This is a genomic window from Catenuloplanes atrovinosus (assembly GCF_031458235.1).
GTDB lineage: Bacteria > Actinomycetota > Actinomycetes > Mycobacteriales > Micromonosporaceae > Catenuloplanes > Catenuloplanes atrovinosus.
This window is the reverse complement of the sequence record NZ_JAVDYB010000001.1, coordinates 5,433,248-5,449,252: the sequence shown is the minus strand read 5'-3', so window position 1 is coordinate 5,449,252 and position 16,005 is coordinate 5,433,248. Positions and strand designations below refer to the sequence as shown.

Genomic DNA, 16,005 nt, shown 5'->3' with positions numbered 1-16,005 from the left:
TTACGTCGAACCGGCTGGGTGAAGAGCAGCCGTAGTCACGCGAACGGCAACTGCGTCGAGGTCGCGGCCGATCCGGGCGCGATCGCGGTCCGGGACTCCAAGGACCCCGGGCCCCGGCTCCGGTTCGCGGAGCCGGCCTGGCGGGCGTTCGTGCGGCGGGTCAAGGGCTGACCAGCGGAGCGGAGGGCCGGTCTCCTGGCAGGGGGGCCGGCCCTCTCCGCCCGATCGCCGGAACGCGCCTCAGGCGGGCACGTCGGTGAAGTGCTCCACCCGCGGCGGGCCGGCGAAGAACGGCCCGATCAGCGCGCGCCACTGCGTGAAGCGCTCGGTGGCCCGGAAGTTCTCCTCGTGCGCCTCGACCGAGTCCCACTCGACCAGCAGCACGAACCGGTCCGGGGTCTCGATGCCGCGCGTCATCCGGACGGAGCGGCATCCCGGCGTACCCGCGAGAATCTGATGTCCCTTCGCGTACGCCGCGGCGAGTTCGTCCTCGCGACCAGGCTGTACGTCGATCAATGCCACCTCAAGAACCATGCCCGGCAGTCTCGCACGACCGGAACCGTGGCGCGCGGCACGTCCGGCCCCGGTTCCGGTTCGCGGCCGGAATGAGGCACAATTGCGCCCGAAGGAGGGGAGTATTCCCCTTACGGCGGTGTCGTCAGCACGGACGAAACCCGGAGACGGGTGGACGCCCGGCGCCGTCGGTCACGATCCCCATCCGGATCGTGGCGGAAGAGACCTCCGGACAGTCACATACGCGTGTACATCGCCGTCAGTGGGTATCTCTTTGCGAAGAGTTAACCGCTGCGGCGAAGTGCTGTGTCTGCCGGAGGATTCAGTTGAACGTTCCCGCATGGGTCTGGGCCATCACGCTCGCCGCGATGGCGGTCGTCCTGATCATCGACCTCGTCGTCATCGGGCGCCGCCCACACGAACCCAGCCCGCGCGAGTCCGGGATCTGGGTCAGCGTCTACGTCGGTCTCGCGCTGCTCTTCGGCGTCGGCGTCTGGGTCCTCGCCGGCCCGTCGTACGCCGGGCAGTTCTACACCGGCTGGCTCACCGAGTACAGCCTGTCGGCCGACAACCTGTTCGTCTTCGTGGTCATCATGGGCCGCTTCGCGGTGCCCCGGCAGTACCAGCAGACGGTCCTGCTGGTCGGCATCATCCTGGCGCTGGTCATGCGCGGTGCGTTCATCGCCGCCGGCGCCGCGCTGATCACGCAGTTCTCCTGGGTCTTCTACATCTTCGGCGCGTTCCTCATCTACACCGCGATCAACTTCGCGCGGGAAGGGCTCGAGGACGAGGCCGAGGACTTCAAGGAGAACGTGCTGATCCGCTGGTCCCGCCGCGCGCTGCCGATCTCGCCCGGCTTCGACGGCGCCCGGCTGACCACCGTGCACGCCGGCCGCCGCATGTTCACGCCGATGCTGATCGTCATGATCGCGATCGGCACCACCGACCTGATCTTCGCGCTGGACTCGATCCCCGCGATCTTCGGCATCACGCAGGAGCCCTACCTGGTCTTCACGGCGAACGTGTTCGCGCTGATGGGCCTGGTCCAGCTCTACTTCCTGCTCGGCAACCTGATCGAGCGCCTGGTCTACCTGTCCAAGGGCCTGGCGGTCATCCTCGCGTTCATCGGCGTCAAGCTGATCCTCGAGGCCCTGCACGAGAACAACCTGCCGTTCATCAACGGCGGCCAGCACATCGAGTGGGCACCGACCATCCCGATCTGGCTCTCGCTGACCGTCATCCTCGGCACGCTGATCATCGCCACGGTCGCCAGCCTGATCAAGACCGCCGCCGACGACCGCAGGGAGGCCCGCCGCCAGGCGGCCGAGTCCTCCGACGACGAGCCCGTCCTCAAGGCTTAAGAGCCGGCTCTTCCCGCTTCCGGCCCGGCCGGTTCCCGCATGCTCCCGCGGGCACCGGTCGGCCGTGGCCGGCCTCCCTGCCAGTCGGGTGGCCGGTCACCCACCCCCGACCCCAGCGAGCGCCCCGCCGACGACGGCGGGGCGCGTTTTCCGTATCACCGGCCGCGCCGATGATGGCTAGCGCGCCGCGGAACGTCTGGTTCCACCGGTGGCCGGTCGCCGAGGATGACGGCCGTGGTGACCGGAGCAGGCGCCGGACCGTTCAGGCGCCGGGGCGGCGTGCGGCTTCCGGGTTCGCCGCGTTGCGGGTGCTGCCGGTGGACCGGCCGGTGATCCAGGCGCCGGCCGGGTCGCCGGGGCGAGGGGCGGGGGCGCCTGGATCGTGGCCGGGTGTCAGTTGGCGTGCTTGCGGCGGGCGGTTGCGCGGGCGCGTTCCTGCTGGTTGAGGATCACCTTGCGGATGCGGACCGCGGCGGGGGTGACCTCGACGCACTCGTCCTCGCGGCAGAACTCGAGGGCCTGCTCGAGGGAGAGCTTGCGCGGGGGGATGAGCTTCTCGGTCTCGTCCGCGGTGGAGGAGCGCATGTTGGTGAGCTTCTTCTCCTTGGTGATGTTCACGTCCATGTCGTCGGAGCGCGAGTTCTCACCGACGATCATGCCCTCGTAGACCTCGGTGCCGGGCTCGACGAAGAGGCTGCCGCGCTCCTGCAGGTTGGTCATCGCGAACGCGGTGACCGGGCCGGAGCGGTCGGCCACCAGCGAGCCGTTGTTGCGGGTACGCAGCTCGCCGAACCAGGGCTCGTACTTCTCGAAGACGTGGTGCAGGATGCCGGTGCCGCGGGTGTCGGTGAGGAACTCGGTCCGGAAGCCGATCAGACCGCGCGCGGGAACGAGCCACTCCATCCGGATCCAGCCGGTGCCGTGGTTGACCATCTGCTCCATCCGGCCCTTGCGGGTGGCGAGCAGCTGCGTGATCGCGCCCAGGTACTCGTCCGGCGCGTCGATGGTGAGGCGCTCGACCGGCTCGCAGATCTTGCCGTCGATCTCCTTCGTGACCACCTGCGGCTTGCCGACGGTCAGCTCGTACGACTCGCGGCGCATCTGCTCGACCAGGATGGCCAGCGCCAGCTCGCCACGGCCCTGGACCTCCCACGCGTCCGGCCGCTCGGTCGGCAGCACGCGCAGCGACACGTTACCGATCAGCTCGGCGTCCAGCCGGTCCTTGACCATGCGGGCGGTGACCTTGGCGCCCTTGACCTTGCCGACCAGCGGCGAGGTGTTGGTGCCGATGGTCATCGAGATGGCCGGCTCGTCGACCGTGATCAGTGGCAGCGCGACCGGGTTCTCCGCGTCGGCCAGCGTCTCACCGATCATGATGTCCGGGATGCCGGCGACCGCGATGATGTCGCCCGGGCCGGCCGAGGTGGCCGGCTTGCGCTCCAGGCCCTCGGTCATCAGCAGCTCGGAGATGCGCACCTTCGACATGGTGCCGTCGGTCTTGCACCAGGTGACGGTCTGGCCCTTGGCGATCGTGCCCTCGTGCACGCGGCAGAGCGCGAGCCGGCCGAGGAACGGCGAGGCGTCCAGGTTCGTCACGTGCGCCTGCAGCGGCGAGCCCTCGGTGTAGGACGGGGCCGGGATCGTGTTCAGCAGCGTGGTGAACAGCGGCAGCAGCGAGTCGCTGTCGGCCGGGACCTGACCGTCGGCCGGCTGGGTCAGCGAGGCGATGCCGTCGCGGGCGCAGGCGTACACGATCGGGAAGTCGATCTGCTCCTCGTCCGCGTCCAGGTCGAGGAAGAGCTCGTAGGTGTCGTCCACGACCTCCTTGATCCGGGCGTCCGGGCGGTCCACCTTGTTGATCACGAGGATGATCGGCATGCGGGCCGCGAGCGCCTTGCGGAGCACGAAGCGGGTCTGCGGGAGCGGGCCCTCGGACGCGTCGACGAGCAGGATGACGCCGTCGACCATGGTCAGGCCGCGCTCGACCTCACCGCCGAAGTCGGCGTGACCGGGGGTGTCGATGATGTTGATGGTGACGGGGTCGCCGGTGGGGGGCACGTACCGCACGGCGGTGTTCTTCGCCAGGATCGTGATGCCCTTTTCGCGCTCCAGGTCCATGGAGTCCATGACCCGGTCGGCGGCCTCGGCTCGGGCGGAGAATGCGCCACCCTGCGTGAGCATGGCGTCGACCAGCGTGGTCTTACCGTGGTCGACGTGAGCGATGATCGCGACGTTACGGAGGTCGGAGCGGGTCTGCATGTTCTTAGTGTCCCCAACCTGGGATCAAACCGCCTAATCGGGGGTCGATCCCGGTTCCGGTGTGACGGCTGTGCACTGCGATGCTGTCCGGATGACCTCGGGAGTGTCGTGGACGGCCTGGTAGAGCCGCTGGCAGGGCTGCCGGCCACGCTCGTCTACCTGGCCGCGGCGGGTCTGGTGATGGTCGAGACCGCCTCGCTGATCGGCCTGCTGCTGCCCGCGGAGGCGACGCTGCTGCTTGTCGGGTTTCTGGCGGCGCAGGGCCGGCTGCACCTCGGCGTCGCGCTGGTGTCGATGATCACGGCGGCCGCGGTGGGGGACTCGCTGGCGTTCCGGGCCGGGCGGCGGTACGGCCCGCGGCTGCGCGCCACCGGACCGGGCCGGCGCGTCGGCGCGGCGCGGTGGGAGCGCGCGGACGCGCTGATGGCGCGGTACGGCGGCCGGGCCATGCTGGTGGCGCGCTGGGTGGCGTTCGTGCGCACGCTCGCGCCACGGCTGGCCGGCGCCGGCGGGCTGCCGTACCGGCGGTTCCTGCCGTGGAACCTGGCCGGCGTGGCCGGCTGGGTCGGCGCGTCGGTGCTGGCCGGCTACCTGGCGGGCGAGTCGTACCGGCGGATGTCCGCGGTGCTCGGCGGCGCGACCGGCGCGCTGCTGGTGCTGGCCGTGATCGCGGTGGCGCTGACGCCGGCCGGGCGCGCGCTGCGGCGGCGACGTGAGCGGTCCGGCGACGTGGGTAATCGTCGATGCGACGAAGACGTGGAGGAGGTTCTGGGGTGATCGGGTCGGTCGTGACGGCGGCGCTGGGTGCCGCGCTGGGTCTGCCGGAGGCGGTCCACCGCCGGGTCCGGATCGACCGGGACCTGTCGGTGCGGGCCCGCGACGGCGTCATCCTGCGGACCGATCACTACTCGCCCGGCCACGACGGCCCGGCCGTGCTGATCCGCACGCCCTACGGCCGGAGCACCGGCGTGGCGCTGATCGGCCGGCTGCTGGCCGAGCGCGGCGTGCACGCGGTGGTGCAGTCCTGCCGGGGCACGTTCGGGTCGGGCGGGCGGTTCGAGCCGCTGGTGCACGAGCGTGACGACGGCCTGGAGACGCTCGCCTGGCTGCGCCGCCAGCGGTGGTACGACGGCCGGCTCGGCATGTTCGGCGTGAGCTATCAGGGCGCCGCGCACTGGGCGATCGCGCCGGACGCGGCACCGGACCTGGCGGCCGTGGTGGCGGCCGTGACCACGTCGGCGATGCGCGACCTGACCTACGCGGGCGAGGCGTTCTCCCTGGACACGGTGCTGACCTGGACTGAACTGCTGTCCGCGCAGACCGCGCCGTGGCTGCCCCGCCTGGTGGAGCTGCGGCGCGGCCAGCCGCGGCTGACCGCGGGGTTCGCGCACCTGCCGCTGGCCGAGGCGGACCGGGTGGCGACCGGCGGCACCGTGCCGTTCTTCCAGGAGTGGCTGGCCGAGCACGCGGCCGGCGCCGAGTACTGGCGGGACCGGGTCTTCGACCGGCGGCTGGCCGAGGTGGACGCGCCGGTGCTGATGGTGGCCGGCTGGCACGACATCTTCCTCCCGGCCCAGCTGGACGACTTCGCGGTGCTGCGCGAGGCGGGGCACCGGCCGAGCCTGCTCGTCGGGCCGTGGACGCACGGCAGCGTCGCGCTGTTCACGGCCACGATCCGGACCGGCGTGTCGTTCCTGCTGGAGCACCTGACCGGGGCGGGCGGGCGGGACGGCGGCACGGTCGGCGTGACGTTGACCGGCCGGCCCGAGCGGCGCGACGCCTGGCCGCCGCCGCACCGGCCCACCGCCTGGTACCTGCGGCCGGACCGCGGGCTGGGCACCGCGCCCGCGCCGGCCAGCCCGCCGGACGCGTTCACCTACGACCCGCGGGACCCGACGCCGTCGCTGGGTGGGCCGGTGCTGGTGGCGCACCGGTCCGGGCCGGTGGACAACGCGCCGCTGGAGGCGCGGGCGGACGTGCTCACCTACACGAGCGCGCCGCTGGAGCGCGACCTGACCGCGATCGGGCCGGTGCGCGCGGAGATCTGGGAGCGCAGTTCCCGTCCGTACCACGATGTGTTCGTCCGGGTCTGCGACGTGGACCGGGCGGGCGTGTCCCGGAACGTGTGCGACGGGCTGGTGCGGGTGACGCCGGATCGGTTCCCGGCGGACGCGGACGGCGTGCACCGGGTGACCGTGCCGCTGTGGCCGATCGGGCACGTGTTCCGGGTCGGGCACCGGCTGCGGGTGCAGGTCAGCGGCGGTGCGCATCCGCGCTGGGCGCGCAATCCCGGCACCGGTGACCCGCTGGGCGCTGCGGTCACGCTGCGGTCCGCCGCGCGCGAGATCTTCCACGACGGGGTACGGCGTTCCGCCGTGTACCTGCCCGTCGAGTTATGAGCCGATTTCCGTAATTTCCCTCTATCACCCGAAAAGGCACTTACGCTCGGTGGCGCACTTCGTCTATGTCGGGAAGGGGGAACCGGCATGCGCAGCGGTTCCGCGGCTCGCCACCTGCGAAAGGGTGGCGGGCGGCATCGGAGGACGGTCCGGGTTCGGGACGCGGCCGGCATACGCCGGTTCGGCCCGATGGCGCTGGCCATGGTCGGCACGCTGGCCGCGCTCGGCGGCGCGCCGGTCGAGGCGCTCGGCGCGCCGGCGGGCGCCACGGTGGACAGCCCGGACACGCCGCTCAACATCCGCTCCGGCGGGTCGAGCGCGCACAAGAAGATCGGCACGGTGGCGGACGGCGCCGCGATCACGGTCAGCTGCCAGGTCTTCGGCCAGCAGATCGCGGGCAGCGTGCGGAGCAGCCCGTACTGGCTGCGGCTGACTGGCGGCGGCTACGTCACGGAGGCGTACGTGCGGTGGCGCCCGGAACGGCCGCACGTCGCCTGGTGCGGGCCGACCGCGGCGACCGTGCCGGTGGCCCGCCCCGGCGGCACGTCCGGGCTGAACGTCCGGTCCGTCTCCAACACCGGCGGCCGGGAGCTCCGAAAGATCAAGAACGGCGAGACGCTGCACGTGGTCTGCCAGGACTGGGGCGAGTCGGTGGCCGGCACGCAGCGGCGCAGCGCGGCGTGGAACCGGCTGGCCGAGGGCGGGTACGTGGCGGACGCGAACGTGGCCTGGCCGTCCTCGCCGACGCTGCCCTGGTGCGGGCAGGCGCCCCCGACCGTGCCGGCGGGCACGCCGGAGGCGTTCATCGCGCGCGTCGCCGAGCCGGCCCGCGAGGGCATGCGGCAGTACAAGGTGCCGGCGTCCGTGACGATCGCGCAGGCCATCCTGGAGTCGGGGTGGGGCGGCAGCGGGCTGACCCGGCGCGACCACAACTACTTCGGCATCAAGTGCTTCGGCACGCCCGGCGGGATCGCGGTCGGCTGCCGGACGTACGAGACCAGCGAGTGCAACAGCAAGGGCTGCTACCGGACGCGGGCGTCGTTCCGGGCGTACCGCAACGCCTCCGGCTCGATGGTCGACCACGGCCGCTTCCTCACCGTGAACCCGCGGTACGCGCCCGCGTTCCAGTGGGACTACGCGCCGGAGCGGTTCGCCCGCGCCATCCACAAGGCCGGCTACGCCACCTCGCCGACGTACGCGGACAATCTGATCAACATCATGCGCCGCTACGATCTCACCCGGTTCGACCTGAGGTGAGGGGTGGCGCATGGTGATGGGCGCGGCGCGCCGGATGGCGCATGCGGTGCAGCGCGCGTCCGATCTCAAGGTGCGGCAGCCGCCGTCGCTGCGCACCGCGCCGGCCGGGGGCGACCGGCCGCCGGTCGTCTACTACCTGACGCCGGACAACCCGCGGCCGAGCGGCGGGTTGCGGCAGATCTACCGGCACGTGGACCTGCTGAACGCGTCCGGCATCACCGCGTCCGTGCTACACCACGAGCGCGGCTTCCGGTGCGACTGGTTCCCGAACGCCACCCGCGTCACGTCCGCGGCCGACGCCGTGCTCACGCCCGCGGACCTGCTGGTGGTCGCGGAGTGGTACGGGCCGGCGCTCGGCCGCCTGCCGGCCGCGCTGCGCAAGGTGATCTTCAACCAGAACGCGTACCGGACGTTCGAGCAGGTGCCGTTCGAGTCCACGCCGGCCGGCGCGCCGCTGGCCGGCGTGGCGAACGTGCTGGCGCTGCTGGCCGTCTCCGAGGACAACGAGCGGTTCCTGCGGTACGCGTTCCCGGACCTGCCGGTGGGGCGGGCGCGCGTGGTGGTGGACACGGAGCTGTTCTTCCCGGGCGACCGCGACGAGCTGCCGGCGCGGCGGATCGCGTACCTGCCGCGCCGCCGCCGGGCCGACGCGGAACAGGTGCTGCACCTGCTGCGGGCGCGCGGCGCGCTGACCGGCTGGGAACTGGTGCCGATCGACGGCGTACCGGAGGCGCGGGTCGCGGAGCTGCTGCGCGGGTGCCCGATCTTCCTCAGCTTCAGCGAGCGCGAGGGCTTCGGCCTGCCGCCGGCGGAGGCGATGGCCAGCGGCGCCTACGTGGTCGGGTTCACCGGGCTGGCCGGGCGCGAGTTCTTCGACGAGATGTTCAGCGTGCCGGTGCCGGAGGACGACGTGCTGGCCTTCGCCAAGCGCGCCGAGCAGGCGTTGCAGACCTACGATCAGGACCCCGCGGGGGTACGGGCGATGGGGCGCCTGGCGTACCACCACATCCGGGACCGGTACGCGGCCGACGGCCTGCGCGACGACCTGGCCGCGTTCTACAGCACGCACCTGTAGAGCGCGGCGCCCAGGCTTAGGTCAGCTCGGCGATCGCCTCGGCGATCATCCACACGCCGAACAGCGCGAACAGCACGGCCGCGCCGATCTTGATGGCCTTCTCCGGCAGGTGCCGGCCGAGCAGCCGGCCGACCACGATCGCCAGCGCGTCCGCGGCCACCATGCCGAGCGTGGAGCCGACCCAGGTGCCGAACCAGCCGTACTGGGTGGCCAGCGTGATCGTGGCGAGCATGGTCTTGTCGCCCAGCTCGGCCACGAAGAACGCGATGCCGACCGCGAGCACCGCGGACCCGGTCGACCGCTCCGCCTTCTTCTTCTCGTCGTCGGTCAGGCTGTCGCCGCGCAGCGTCCAGGCGCCGAAGAAGATGAACGCGATGCCCGAGACCAGCGCGATCCAGCCGGTCGGGAGCGCGGCTCCGAGGCCGTAGCCGATGCCGACGGAGGCGAGATGCACCACCGACGTGGCGATCGTGATGCCGAGCAGCACCGGCCACGCGCGGTGACGCAGCGCGAAGGTCATCGCCATCAGCTGCGACTTGTCGCCCAGCTCGGCGACGAAGATGACGCCGAAGCTGACGAGGAACGCGACTACAAAGCCGTCCATGGAGCCCTTCCGGTCTATCGGAGCCGGATCAGGGCGCGGGCGACCTCGACCCGGCCGAGTGTCCTGCGCACAGGCGTGCACCAGCCAGAGTCGAAGGTCTCGCCCGCCTCGGCCGGAGGGCCGGGGCCGCGTGGCCGGACGCTCGCGGCGGACCGCGGGGCGTCAGTATGTCGACCACGACATTGGGAGCTACTCCCCTTCGCGATGCCGACTATAGCCGTCTCCGCCCGTGGTGACCAAGCGTGACGGGCCCCACCCCGCTTTCCGGAAAACCACATATGTCGCCCGTCGGGTGGCCGATGGTGGCGGGCGAGGACAGCTTGAGGCAACCCGGAGGCCTGCGTGACGATCGCTGAGCGGGCCGCGCCGTCGCGGACGCGGCCGTCGCTGTGGCTGTGGTTCGTGCTCGGCGGCGCGGCGGTGACCGCCCTCGGAGTCGCGGTGCCGGTGCTCCGGCCGTTCGCCTTCCTGGCCATGGAGCTCGCGGCGGTCGGCGCGGTCGCGGTCGGCATCCGCCGGTACCGGCCGCGCCGGATGGTGCCGTGGTGGTGCATCCTCGCCGGGCTCACCGTGCCGCTGGTCGCGAACGTGGTCTGGATCGTGCTGGAGGCGGCGGGCCTGCGGTCCCCCTACCCGGGTCCGGTCGACACGTTCTACGTCCTCATGTACCCGCTGCTCTTCCTCGGCATGCTGGGGCTGCCGGAGCGGGCCGGCCGGGACTCGTGGCGGGCCGGCACGCTGGAGACCGGCATCTTCGCCTGCGCCGGCGCGGTGCTCTACTGGACGGTGCTGGTCGACCCGGTGCTGACCGCCCGGGACACGCAGTTGACGCCGGCCGCGAGCTTCGCGCTCGCGTACCCCCTGATGGATCTTCTGATCATCTGCGGCGCGGTGCGCCTGGCGGTGATCGGCAGCCGCCGGGCCGCGTGGAGCGCGCTGGTCGTGCTGGCCGGGCTCGCGCTGGCGGCCGGCGACACCACGTTCTTCATCCACGTCGTGGACGGCGGCGACGGCCGGCTCAGCCTGCTCAACGCGTCGCTGTGCTGGCTGGTCGGCGCCGTGCTGGTGGGCGCCGCCGCGCTGCACCCGGCGATGGCCGTGGCCCGGCGGCCCGCGGGCGAACGGCGTACCCATCCGCGCTGGATGTTCGCCACCTACCTGGCGCTGGTGCTGATCGTGCCGGCCGCCACCACGGTCTCGCTGCTCACCGCGGTGCGCTCCGGCGTGGCCGACACGCCGGACGTCGTGGTGCCGATGGCCGCCACCGTGGTCACGCTGGTGCTGCTGGTGACGCGCCTGACCCAGATCGCCAGCCTGGCGGAGTCCCGCGCCCGCGCGCTCGACCGCCGCGGCGCCGCGCTGGAACGCGCGCTCGCCCGCCAGGAGTCGCTCCAGGACGAGCTCAGCCACCAGGCGCTGCACGACCCGCTGACCGGGCTGCCGAACCGGCTGCTGCTGCGCCAGCGCGTCGAGGCCGCGCTGACCGGCCCGGTGCCGGCCACGCTGATCATGCTGGATCTGGACGGGTTCAAGGACATCAACGACCGGTTCGGGCACCCGACCGGCGACGCGCTGATCGCGGTGATCGCGGAGCGCCTCCAGGGCGGGCTGCGGGCCGGCGACACGCTCGCCCGGCTCGGCGGCGACGAGTTCGCGGTGCTGCTGGAGGACGTCTGCGGCCTGGACGCGGTCACCATCGGCGAGAAGCTGGTCCGGTCGGTACGGCTGCCGGTCGAGGTCGGCGACCACCGGCTGCACACCACCGCCAGCGTCGGCCTGCGCACGCTCGACTCCCGGCTCAGCACCTCCGAGATGCTCCGCGACGTCGACCTCGCGCTGTACGCGGCCAAGGCGGCCGGCAAGGACCGCGTGGTCAGCTTCGACGAGCGGCTGCGGGCGGACCAGCTGCACCGCACCCGTACCGTCGACGGGCTGCGCGCCGCGATCGACCGCGCCGACTTCGCCGTGCACTACCAGCCGCTGGTGGACCTGCGCGACGAGCAGACCGTGTCGGTCGAGGCGCTGGTCCGGTGGACGCCGAGCGACGGCCCGCCGATCCCGCCGGACCAGTTCATCTCGGTCGCGGAGGACAGCGGGCTGATCGTGCCGCTCGGCGCCTGGGTGCTGCGCCGCGCCTGCCTGGACGCGGTCGCCTGGCACCACCGGTACGGCGTGCGGCTCTCCGTCAACGTCTCCGTGCGGCAGTTGCGCGAGCCCGACTTCGAGCAGGTGGTCCGCGAGGCGCTGGAGGCCTCCGGGCTGCCCGCACACGCGCTCACGCTGGAGATCACCGAGAGCGTGCTGGTCGCGGACGGCGGCGGGCAGGCGATCACGCACCTCACCGCGCTGCGCCGGATCGGCGTGAAGGTCGCGGTCGACGACTTCGGCACCGGCTACTCCTCGCTGGCCTACCTCCAGCACCTGCCGATCGACAGCATCAAGATCGACAAGGCGTTCGTGCCGGTCGAGGGGCCGGAGGGCGCGCAACAGGTATCGCTGATCCGGGCGATCATCGACCTGGCGCGCAGTCTCGCGCTCGGCACCGTGGTGGAGGGCGTGGAGACCGCGGACCAGGCGCGGCTGCTGCACAACCTCGGCTGCCAGCTCGGGCAGGGCTACCACTTCTCCCGGCCGATCACGGCGGACGCGGTGGAACGGCTGCTCGCGGCGGACCGGGCGCTGGCGTACTGACCCGCATTTGACGCGCGTCACGTGGGCATTAGCGCATTTCCGGCCCGTCCGGGCCACTACGCTTGCGCTGTCGAGTTCGTCCGGCGCCGGGGGGTTGTGCCATGGGGTCGCAGCGTCCCTACACGTTGCTCAGCTGCGCGATGTCCGTCGACGGCTACATCGACGACGCGTCCGCCGAGCGCCTCATCCTCTCCAACGACGCCGACCTCGACCGCGTCGACCTGATCCGCTCCACCTGCGACGCGATCCTGGTCGGCGCCAGCACGGTGCGCCGGGACAACCCGCGCCTGGTGGTCCGCTCCCGGACCCGCCGTGACGACCGGGTCGCCCGCCGGCAGCCGGCGTCCCCGGTGAAGGTGACGCTCACCCGCTCCGGCTCGCTGGACCCGGCGTCCCACTTCTTCACGGTCGGTGAGTCGGACAAGCTGGTCTACACCGCGTCGCCGGCGTTCCCGGCGCTCTCCGCGTCGCTGGCCGGTGCGGCGACCGTGATCGACGCGGGCGCGGACGTGGCGCTCGACTGGGTGCTCGCGGACCTGTCCGCGCGCGGGGTCCACCGGCTGATGGTCGAGGGCGGCGCCGCCGTGCACGCGGAGTTCCTCACCGCCGGGCTGGTCGACGAGCTGCAGCTCGTGGTGGCGCCGTTCCTGGTCGGCGACCCGGCCGCGCCGCGCTTCGCCGGCGGTGGCGAACTGCCCTGGGAACCGGACCGGCGGATGACCGTGGCCGAGGTGCGCCAGATCGGCGACGTGGTGCTGCTGCGCTATCTGCTCACCGACCGGTTCGAGGTGCCGGTGTGACGCCTGACCTGCTGTGGCTGCGCCGGGCCGTCGAGCTGTCCCGGCTCTGCCCGGTCTCGGAGACCGCGTTCGCGGTGGGCGCGGTCGTGGTCGGCGCGGACGGGCGCGAGCTGGCCACCGGCTACTCCCGGGAGACCGACCCGCTGGACCACGCGGAGGAGACCGCGCTGCGCAAGCTGCGCGGCGTGAACCTCCGGGACGCCACCATCTACAGCTCGCTGGAGCCGTGCAGCCGGCGGGCGTCGCATCCGCGTACCTGCGCGGAGCTGATCCTGGAGGCCGGCATCCCGCGCGTGGTCTACGCGCTCCGCGAGCCACCGGTCTTCGTCGAGGGCGACGGCGCCGCGCTGCTCACCGCCTGCGGCGTCCAGGTGGTGCACCTGGAGGACCTGGCCGACGAGGTGCGCCGGATAAACGCCCACGTGCTCTCCGGCCACCTCGGGTGACGCGATGTTCACCCGCCGGTCAGTGGGTGTGACGTGCGCATGTGCGCGGAGGCGTTAGGCTGAGGTGCCGGTGAACGAGTGGTGGCGGAAGGCAGACCCATGCCACAGACCTCCGACAGGCAGCCCAGTCTCGTCGACATCGAGAGAGGCGACGACGGCACGCTCGTCGTCGTCCCGCACGGCACGGTCGGTGCCGAGCACGCCGGCCCGCTGCGCCGCATCCTGGTCCAGGCGTTCCGCCGCGAGCGGCCGTCCCTGGTCATCCTGGACCTGGCGGACGTGGCCGCGGTCGACCCGATCAACCTCGGCACGCTGATCGCGGCCGGCGAGATCGCGGCGGACCAACGGGTCCCGATCTACTACGACAACCCGCCGCCGATCCTGGCCGGCCAGCTGGCGGCGGCGGGCATCCCGCACCAGCACGTCCGTACCACCGACTCCTGACGGCCTCCGGGCCGTCGTTTTCTTTCCGCGGACGCCTGCGGGGCCGTGGCTTGTGACCGTCTGTTTGCCGCGGACGTCTGCCGGCCGCCGGCGGGCTTCCTCGGGCCGTCGTTTTTCTATCCGCGGCGGTGTTTCGGCGAGCCGGGACTTTGCACTGATGTCCGCTACGGCGGCCGCCACGATATAAGGGTAGCCTCCTAGGAAGCTGGCCGAGGTTGTGAGCCAGGGCGGCGGAGTACCCGTCGGGGAGTGGTCGCGGCGGACATGGCGGTGGTCGGGCCGAGTGCCGCGGTCAGGAATGGGACGCCGCGGCGTGGCAGGCGCCGAAGCCGTGGGCGCGCGCCACGATCCGGCCGCCCGAGACTCGGATCGCGGCCTCGGTTCCGTCGGCCGGGGATGCGATGCCGGCCGCCGCGGCCAGGGCGCCGGTCTCGTCGTGGACCACGTGGAGGCGGGGGAATCCGGACATCGGCACGGTCGCGCGGAGGCAGCCGGCGAGGTCGGCGACGCACAGGCGGACGAGCGGTCCCAGCTCGGCCGGGTCCGCGGTGACCGGCACCAGCGTGACCGGGCCGCTGGTGGCGCGCAGCGCCTCCTCGACGGCGGCGAGCCGGTGCAGGCCGAGCACCGCGACCACGCCGTCGCCGGTCAGCGGCGCGGGCGCGTCGCGCAGCGCGTCGACGGCGGGCGGTGGGGTCCAGGGGTCGTCCGCGGGTACGGCCGCGTCGGTGAACGGCAGGTGTGGCGGCGGCCAGCCGTCGCCCAGGTCGAGCCGGGCCAGGTGGGCCACGGCCGCGGTGACCGCGATCGGGTCGGTGAAGATCGGCGCGGCGGCGCTGAGCTGGGTGGCGCCGTAGAGCGTGGTGAGCGCGGCCTCCGCGGTACGCACCATGCGGTCGCGCGCGTCCGGGAACGCCTCCAGCGTGAGGCCGAGCGTGATCGCGGCCAGCTGGGTGAGCTGGGCGAACGGTTGGTGCAGCGAGCGGGCGACGACGATCTCCGGCAGCAGTTCGGCGTCCAGGCGGGGCGTGTCGGCGATCAGCGGGAGGCGGGCGGTCCAGGCGCGGGCGAACGCGGCGAGCGCGTCGGCGGCGGTACGCGGCGCGTCCGTGATGGCGGGGGAGGGGACCGACAGGTCCTGGGCGAGCACCGTGAGGTACAGCGCGCGCTTGCTGGGGAAGTTGGAGTAGACCGCGCCGCGGGTCAGCTCCGCCCGCTCCGCGATGTCGTCGATCTTCGCGTCCCGGAACCCGCGGGCCAGGAACTCGGCACGCGCGGCCGCGATCACCTTGCGGCGGTTGTGCTCCTGCATCTCCGCCCGGGTCATGCGCCCCACAACGGCCGATCCTATCCCGTCCCCCGCCACCCCCCGCCCCCCCGCGCACCCCCGCCCCCCCGTCGCCGATCTAGGGCGGATTCACGTGATCGGAGATCAAACCGCCGGAATCCGCCCTAGATCGGCGCGGGGAGGAACGGTGGGCGGGGTGGGGAAGGCGGGGCGGATGAGGAGGAGGGCGGTGTCGACGAGGTCGGGGAGGGGGGTGGTGCCGTTGTCCTCGATCCAGCGGGTGGTGGCGACGCGGATCGCGGCCATGCTGGTGGCGGCCAGGATGCGGGCCTGGAGGCCGGGTGCGGCGCCGCGCGCGGTGAACTCCGCGGCCAGTTCCTGCTCCACCTCGGCGTAGATGGCGGCCTGCCGGCTGATCAGGTCGGGCTGCTGGCGCAGCAGCCGCAGTTGGCCGGTGACGCCGGGGCCGCGGGAACCGAACGTGTCGCGCAGCGCGACCAGCGTCTCGCGCAGCGCGGTCCACGGCGTCTCGTCCGCGGGCCGGGCCCGCATGGTGTCCAGGAATGCGCGCATGCGGGTCTGGTCGCCGTAGAGCAGCGCCTCCTCCTTGCCGGAGAAGTAGTTCGAGAACGTGCGGCGGGAGACGTCGGCCGCGTCCGCGATCGCCTCGACCGTCACGTTGGCCAGCCCGTCACGGAGCACGAGCCGCAGGGCCGCCTCGTGCAGCGCGAGGCGGGTGGCGGCCTTCTTGCGCTCCCGGAGCCCGGGTGGCTGCGAATCCATGGTCACGAGGGTAAGCCCTGTGTGACCCGGTTCCCAATGAGCAATCTTGCGCAGTGGGCAAATTTGGAGGATGCTTGCATGTGCC

The 16,005-nt window shown here is 72.6% G+C and carries 14 protein-coding genes and 1 pseudogene; 10 read left to right on the top strand and 5 right to left on the bottom strand.

Features of this window, described 5'->3' with window-relative positions; genetic code table 11:
• The first annotated feature begins 18 nt into the window (after positions 1-18).
• Positions 19-171 (top strand): DUF397 domain-containing protein, encoded by a 153-nt coding sequence (locus J2S41_RS24120; RefSeq protein WP_374728155.1) that lies wholly within the window; start codon positions 19-21, stop codon positions 169-171.
• Positions 172-240: 69 nt separating this feature from the next.
• Here J2S41_RS24120 and J2S41_RS24115 read toward each other — a convergent pair whose 3' ends face one another.
• A complete protein-coding gene (locus J2S41_RS24115) occupies positions 241-534 on the bottom strand; it encodes an antibiotic biosynthesis monooxygenase family protein (RefSeq protein ID WP_310370746.1) in 294 nt (97 codons plus the stop codon).
• 305 nt (positions 535-839) lie between these two features.
• On the opposite strand from J2S41_RS24115, the gene J2S41_RS24110 reads away from it, so the two are divergent.
• Positions 840-1,874: a TerC family protein gene (locus J2S41_RS24110; RefSeq protein ID WP_310370744.1), complete on the top strand. Its 1,035-nt coding sequence runs from the start codon at positions 840-842 to the stop codon at positions 1,872-1,874.
• Positions 1,875-2,267: 393 nt separating this feature from the next.
• On the opposite strand, the gene typA is transcribed toward J2S41_RS24110, so the two are convergent.
• Positions 2,268-4,133 carry a translational GTPase TypA gene (typA, locus tag J2S41_RS24105; protein ID WP_310370742.1) on the bottom strand — a complete coding sequence of 622 codons (1,866 nt, stop codon included), beginning with the start codon at positions 4,131-4,133 and terminating at the stop codon, positions 2,268-2,270.
• 180 nt (positions 4,134-4,313) lie between these two features.
• On the opposite strand from typA, the pseudogene J2S41_RS24100 reads away from it, so the two are divergent.
• The 4 genes and pseudogenes from J2S41_RS24100 to J2S41_RS24085 form a co-directional block, all read left to right on the top strand.
• Positions 4,314-4,841 (top strand): annotated as a pseudogene (locus tag J2S41_RS24100) (DedA family protein); the annotation flags it as partial.
• A 65-nt stretch (positions 4,842-4,906) separates the two neighbouring features.
• Positions 4,907-6,532, top strand: a complete 1,626-nt coding sequence (locus J2S41_RS24095) for a CocE/NonD family hydrolase (RefSeq protein ID WP_310370740.1) — start codon at positions 4,907-4,909, stop codon at positions 6,530-6,532.
• An 87-nt stretch (positions 6,533-6,619) separates the two neighbouring features.
• Positions 6,620-7,789, top strand: coding sequence for a sporangiospore maturation cell wall hydrolase GsmA (gene gsmA / locus J2S41_RS24090; RefSeq protein ID WP_310370738.1), 1,170 nt, complete (start codon positions 6,620-6,622; stop codon positions 7,787-7,789).
• Between the two features lie 10 nt (positions 7,790-7,799).
• Entirely contained in the window at positions 7,800-8,864 is a 1,065-nt protein-coding gene (locus J2S41_RS24085; RefSeq protein ID WP_310370736.1) for a glycosyltransferase, read from the top strand.
• A 16-nt stretch (positions 8,865-8,880) separates the two neighbouring features.
• Here the strand turns inward: J2S41_RS24085 and J2S41_RS24080 are convergent, their stop codons facing one another.
• Positions 8,881-9,468, bottom strand: coding sequence for a TMEM165/GDT1 family protein (locus J2S41_RS24080; protein WP_310370734.1), 588 nt, complete (start codon positions 9,466-9,468; stop codon positions 8,881-8,883).
• A 342-nt stretch (positions 9,469-9,810) separates the two neighbouring features.
• Here J2S41_RS24080 and J2S41_RS24075 point away from each other — a divergent pair, with 342 nt between their 5' ends.
• From J2S41_RS24075 to J2S41_RS24060, 4 genes are all read left to right on the top strand, one after another.
• On the top strand, positions 9,811-12,159 hold the full coding sequence (locus J2S41_RS24075; protein ID WP_310370732.1) for a putative bifunctional diguanylate cyclase/phosphodiesterase: 2,349 nt from the start codon (positions 9,811-9,813) through the stop codon (positions 12,157-12,159).
• 101 nt (positions 12,160-12,260) lie between these two features.
• A complete protein-coding gene (locus J2S41_RS24070; protein WP_310370730.1) occupies positions 12,261-12,959 on the top strand; it encodes a RibD family protein in 699 nt (232 codons plus the stop codon).
• Positions 12,956-13,405 carry a deaminase gene (locus J2S41_RS24065; protein ID WP_310370729.1) on the top strand — a complete coding sequence of 150 codons (450 nt, stop codon included), beginning with the start codon at positions 12,956-12,958 and terminating at the stop codon, positions 13,403-13,405. Before J2S41_RS24070 ends, J2S41_RS24065 begins: the two co-directional genes overlap by 4 nt.
• 99 nt (positions 13,406-13,504) lie before the next feature.
• Positions 13,505-13,849, top strand: a complete 345-nt coding sequence (locus tag J2S41_RS24060) for an STAS domain-containing protein (protein WP_310370727.1) — start codon at positions 13,505-13,507, stop codon at positions 13,847-13,849.
• A 292-nt stretch (positions 13,850-14,141) separates the two neighbouring features.
• Here J2S41_RS24060 and J2S41_RS24055 read toward each other — a convergent pair whose 3' ends face one another.
• Complete coding sequence (locus J2S41_RS24055) at positions 14,142-15,176, bottom strand: TetR/AcrR family transcriptional regulator (RefSeq protein WP_310376489.1); 1,035 nt, start codon at positions 15,174-15,176, stop codon at positions 14,142-14,144.
• Positions 15,177-15,281: 105 nt separating this feature from the next.
• Positions 15,282-15,920, bottom strand: coding sequence for a TetR/AcrR family transcriptional regulator (locus tag J2S41_RS24050; RefSeq protein ID WP_310370725.1), 639 nt, complete (start codon positions 15,918-15,920; stop codon positions 15,282-15,284).
• Between the last annotated feature and the right edge of the window lie 85 nt (positions 15,921-16,005).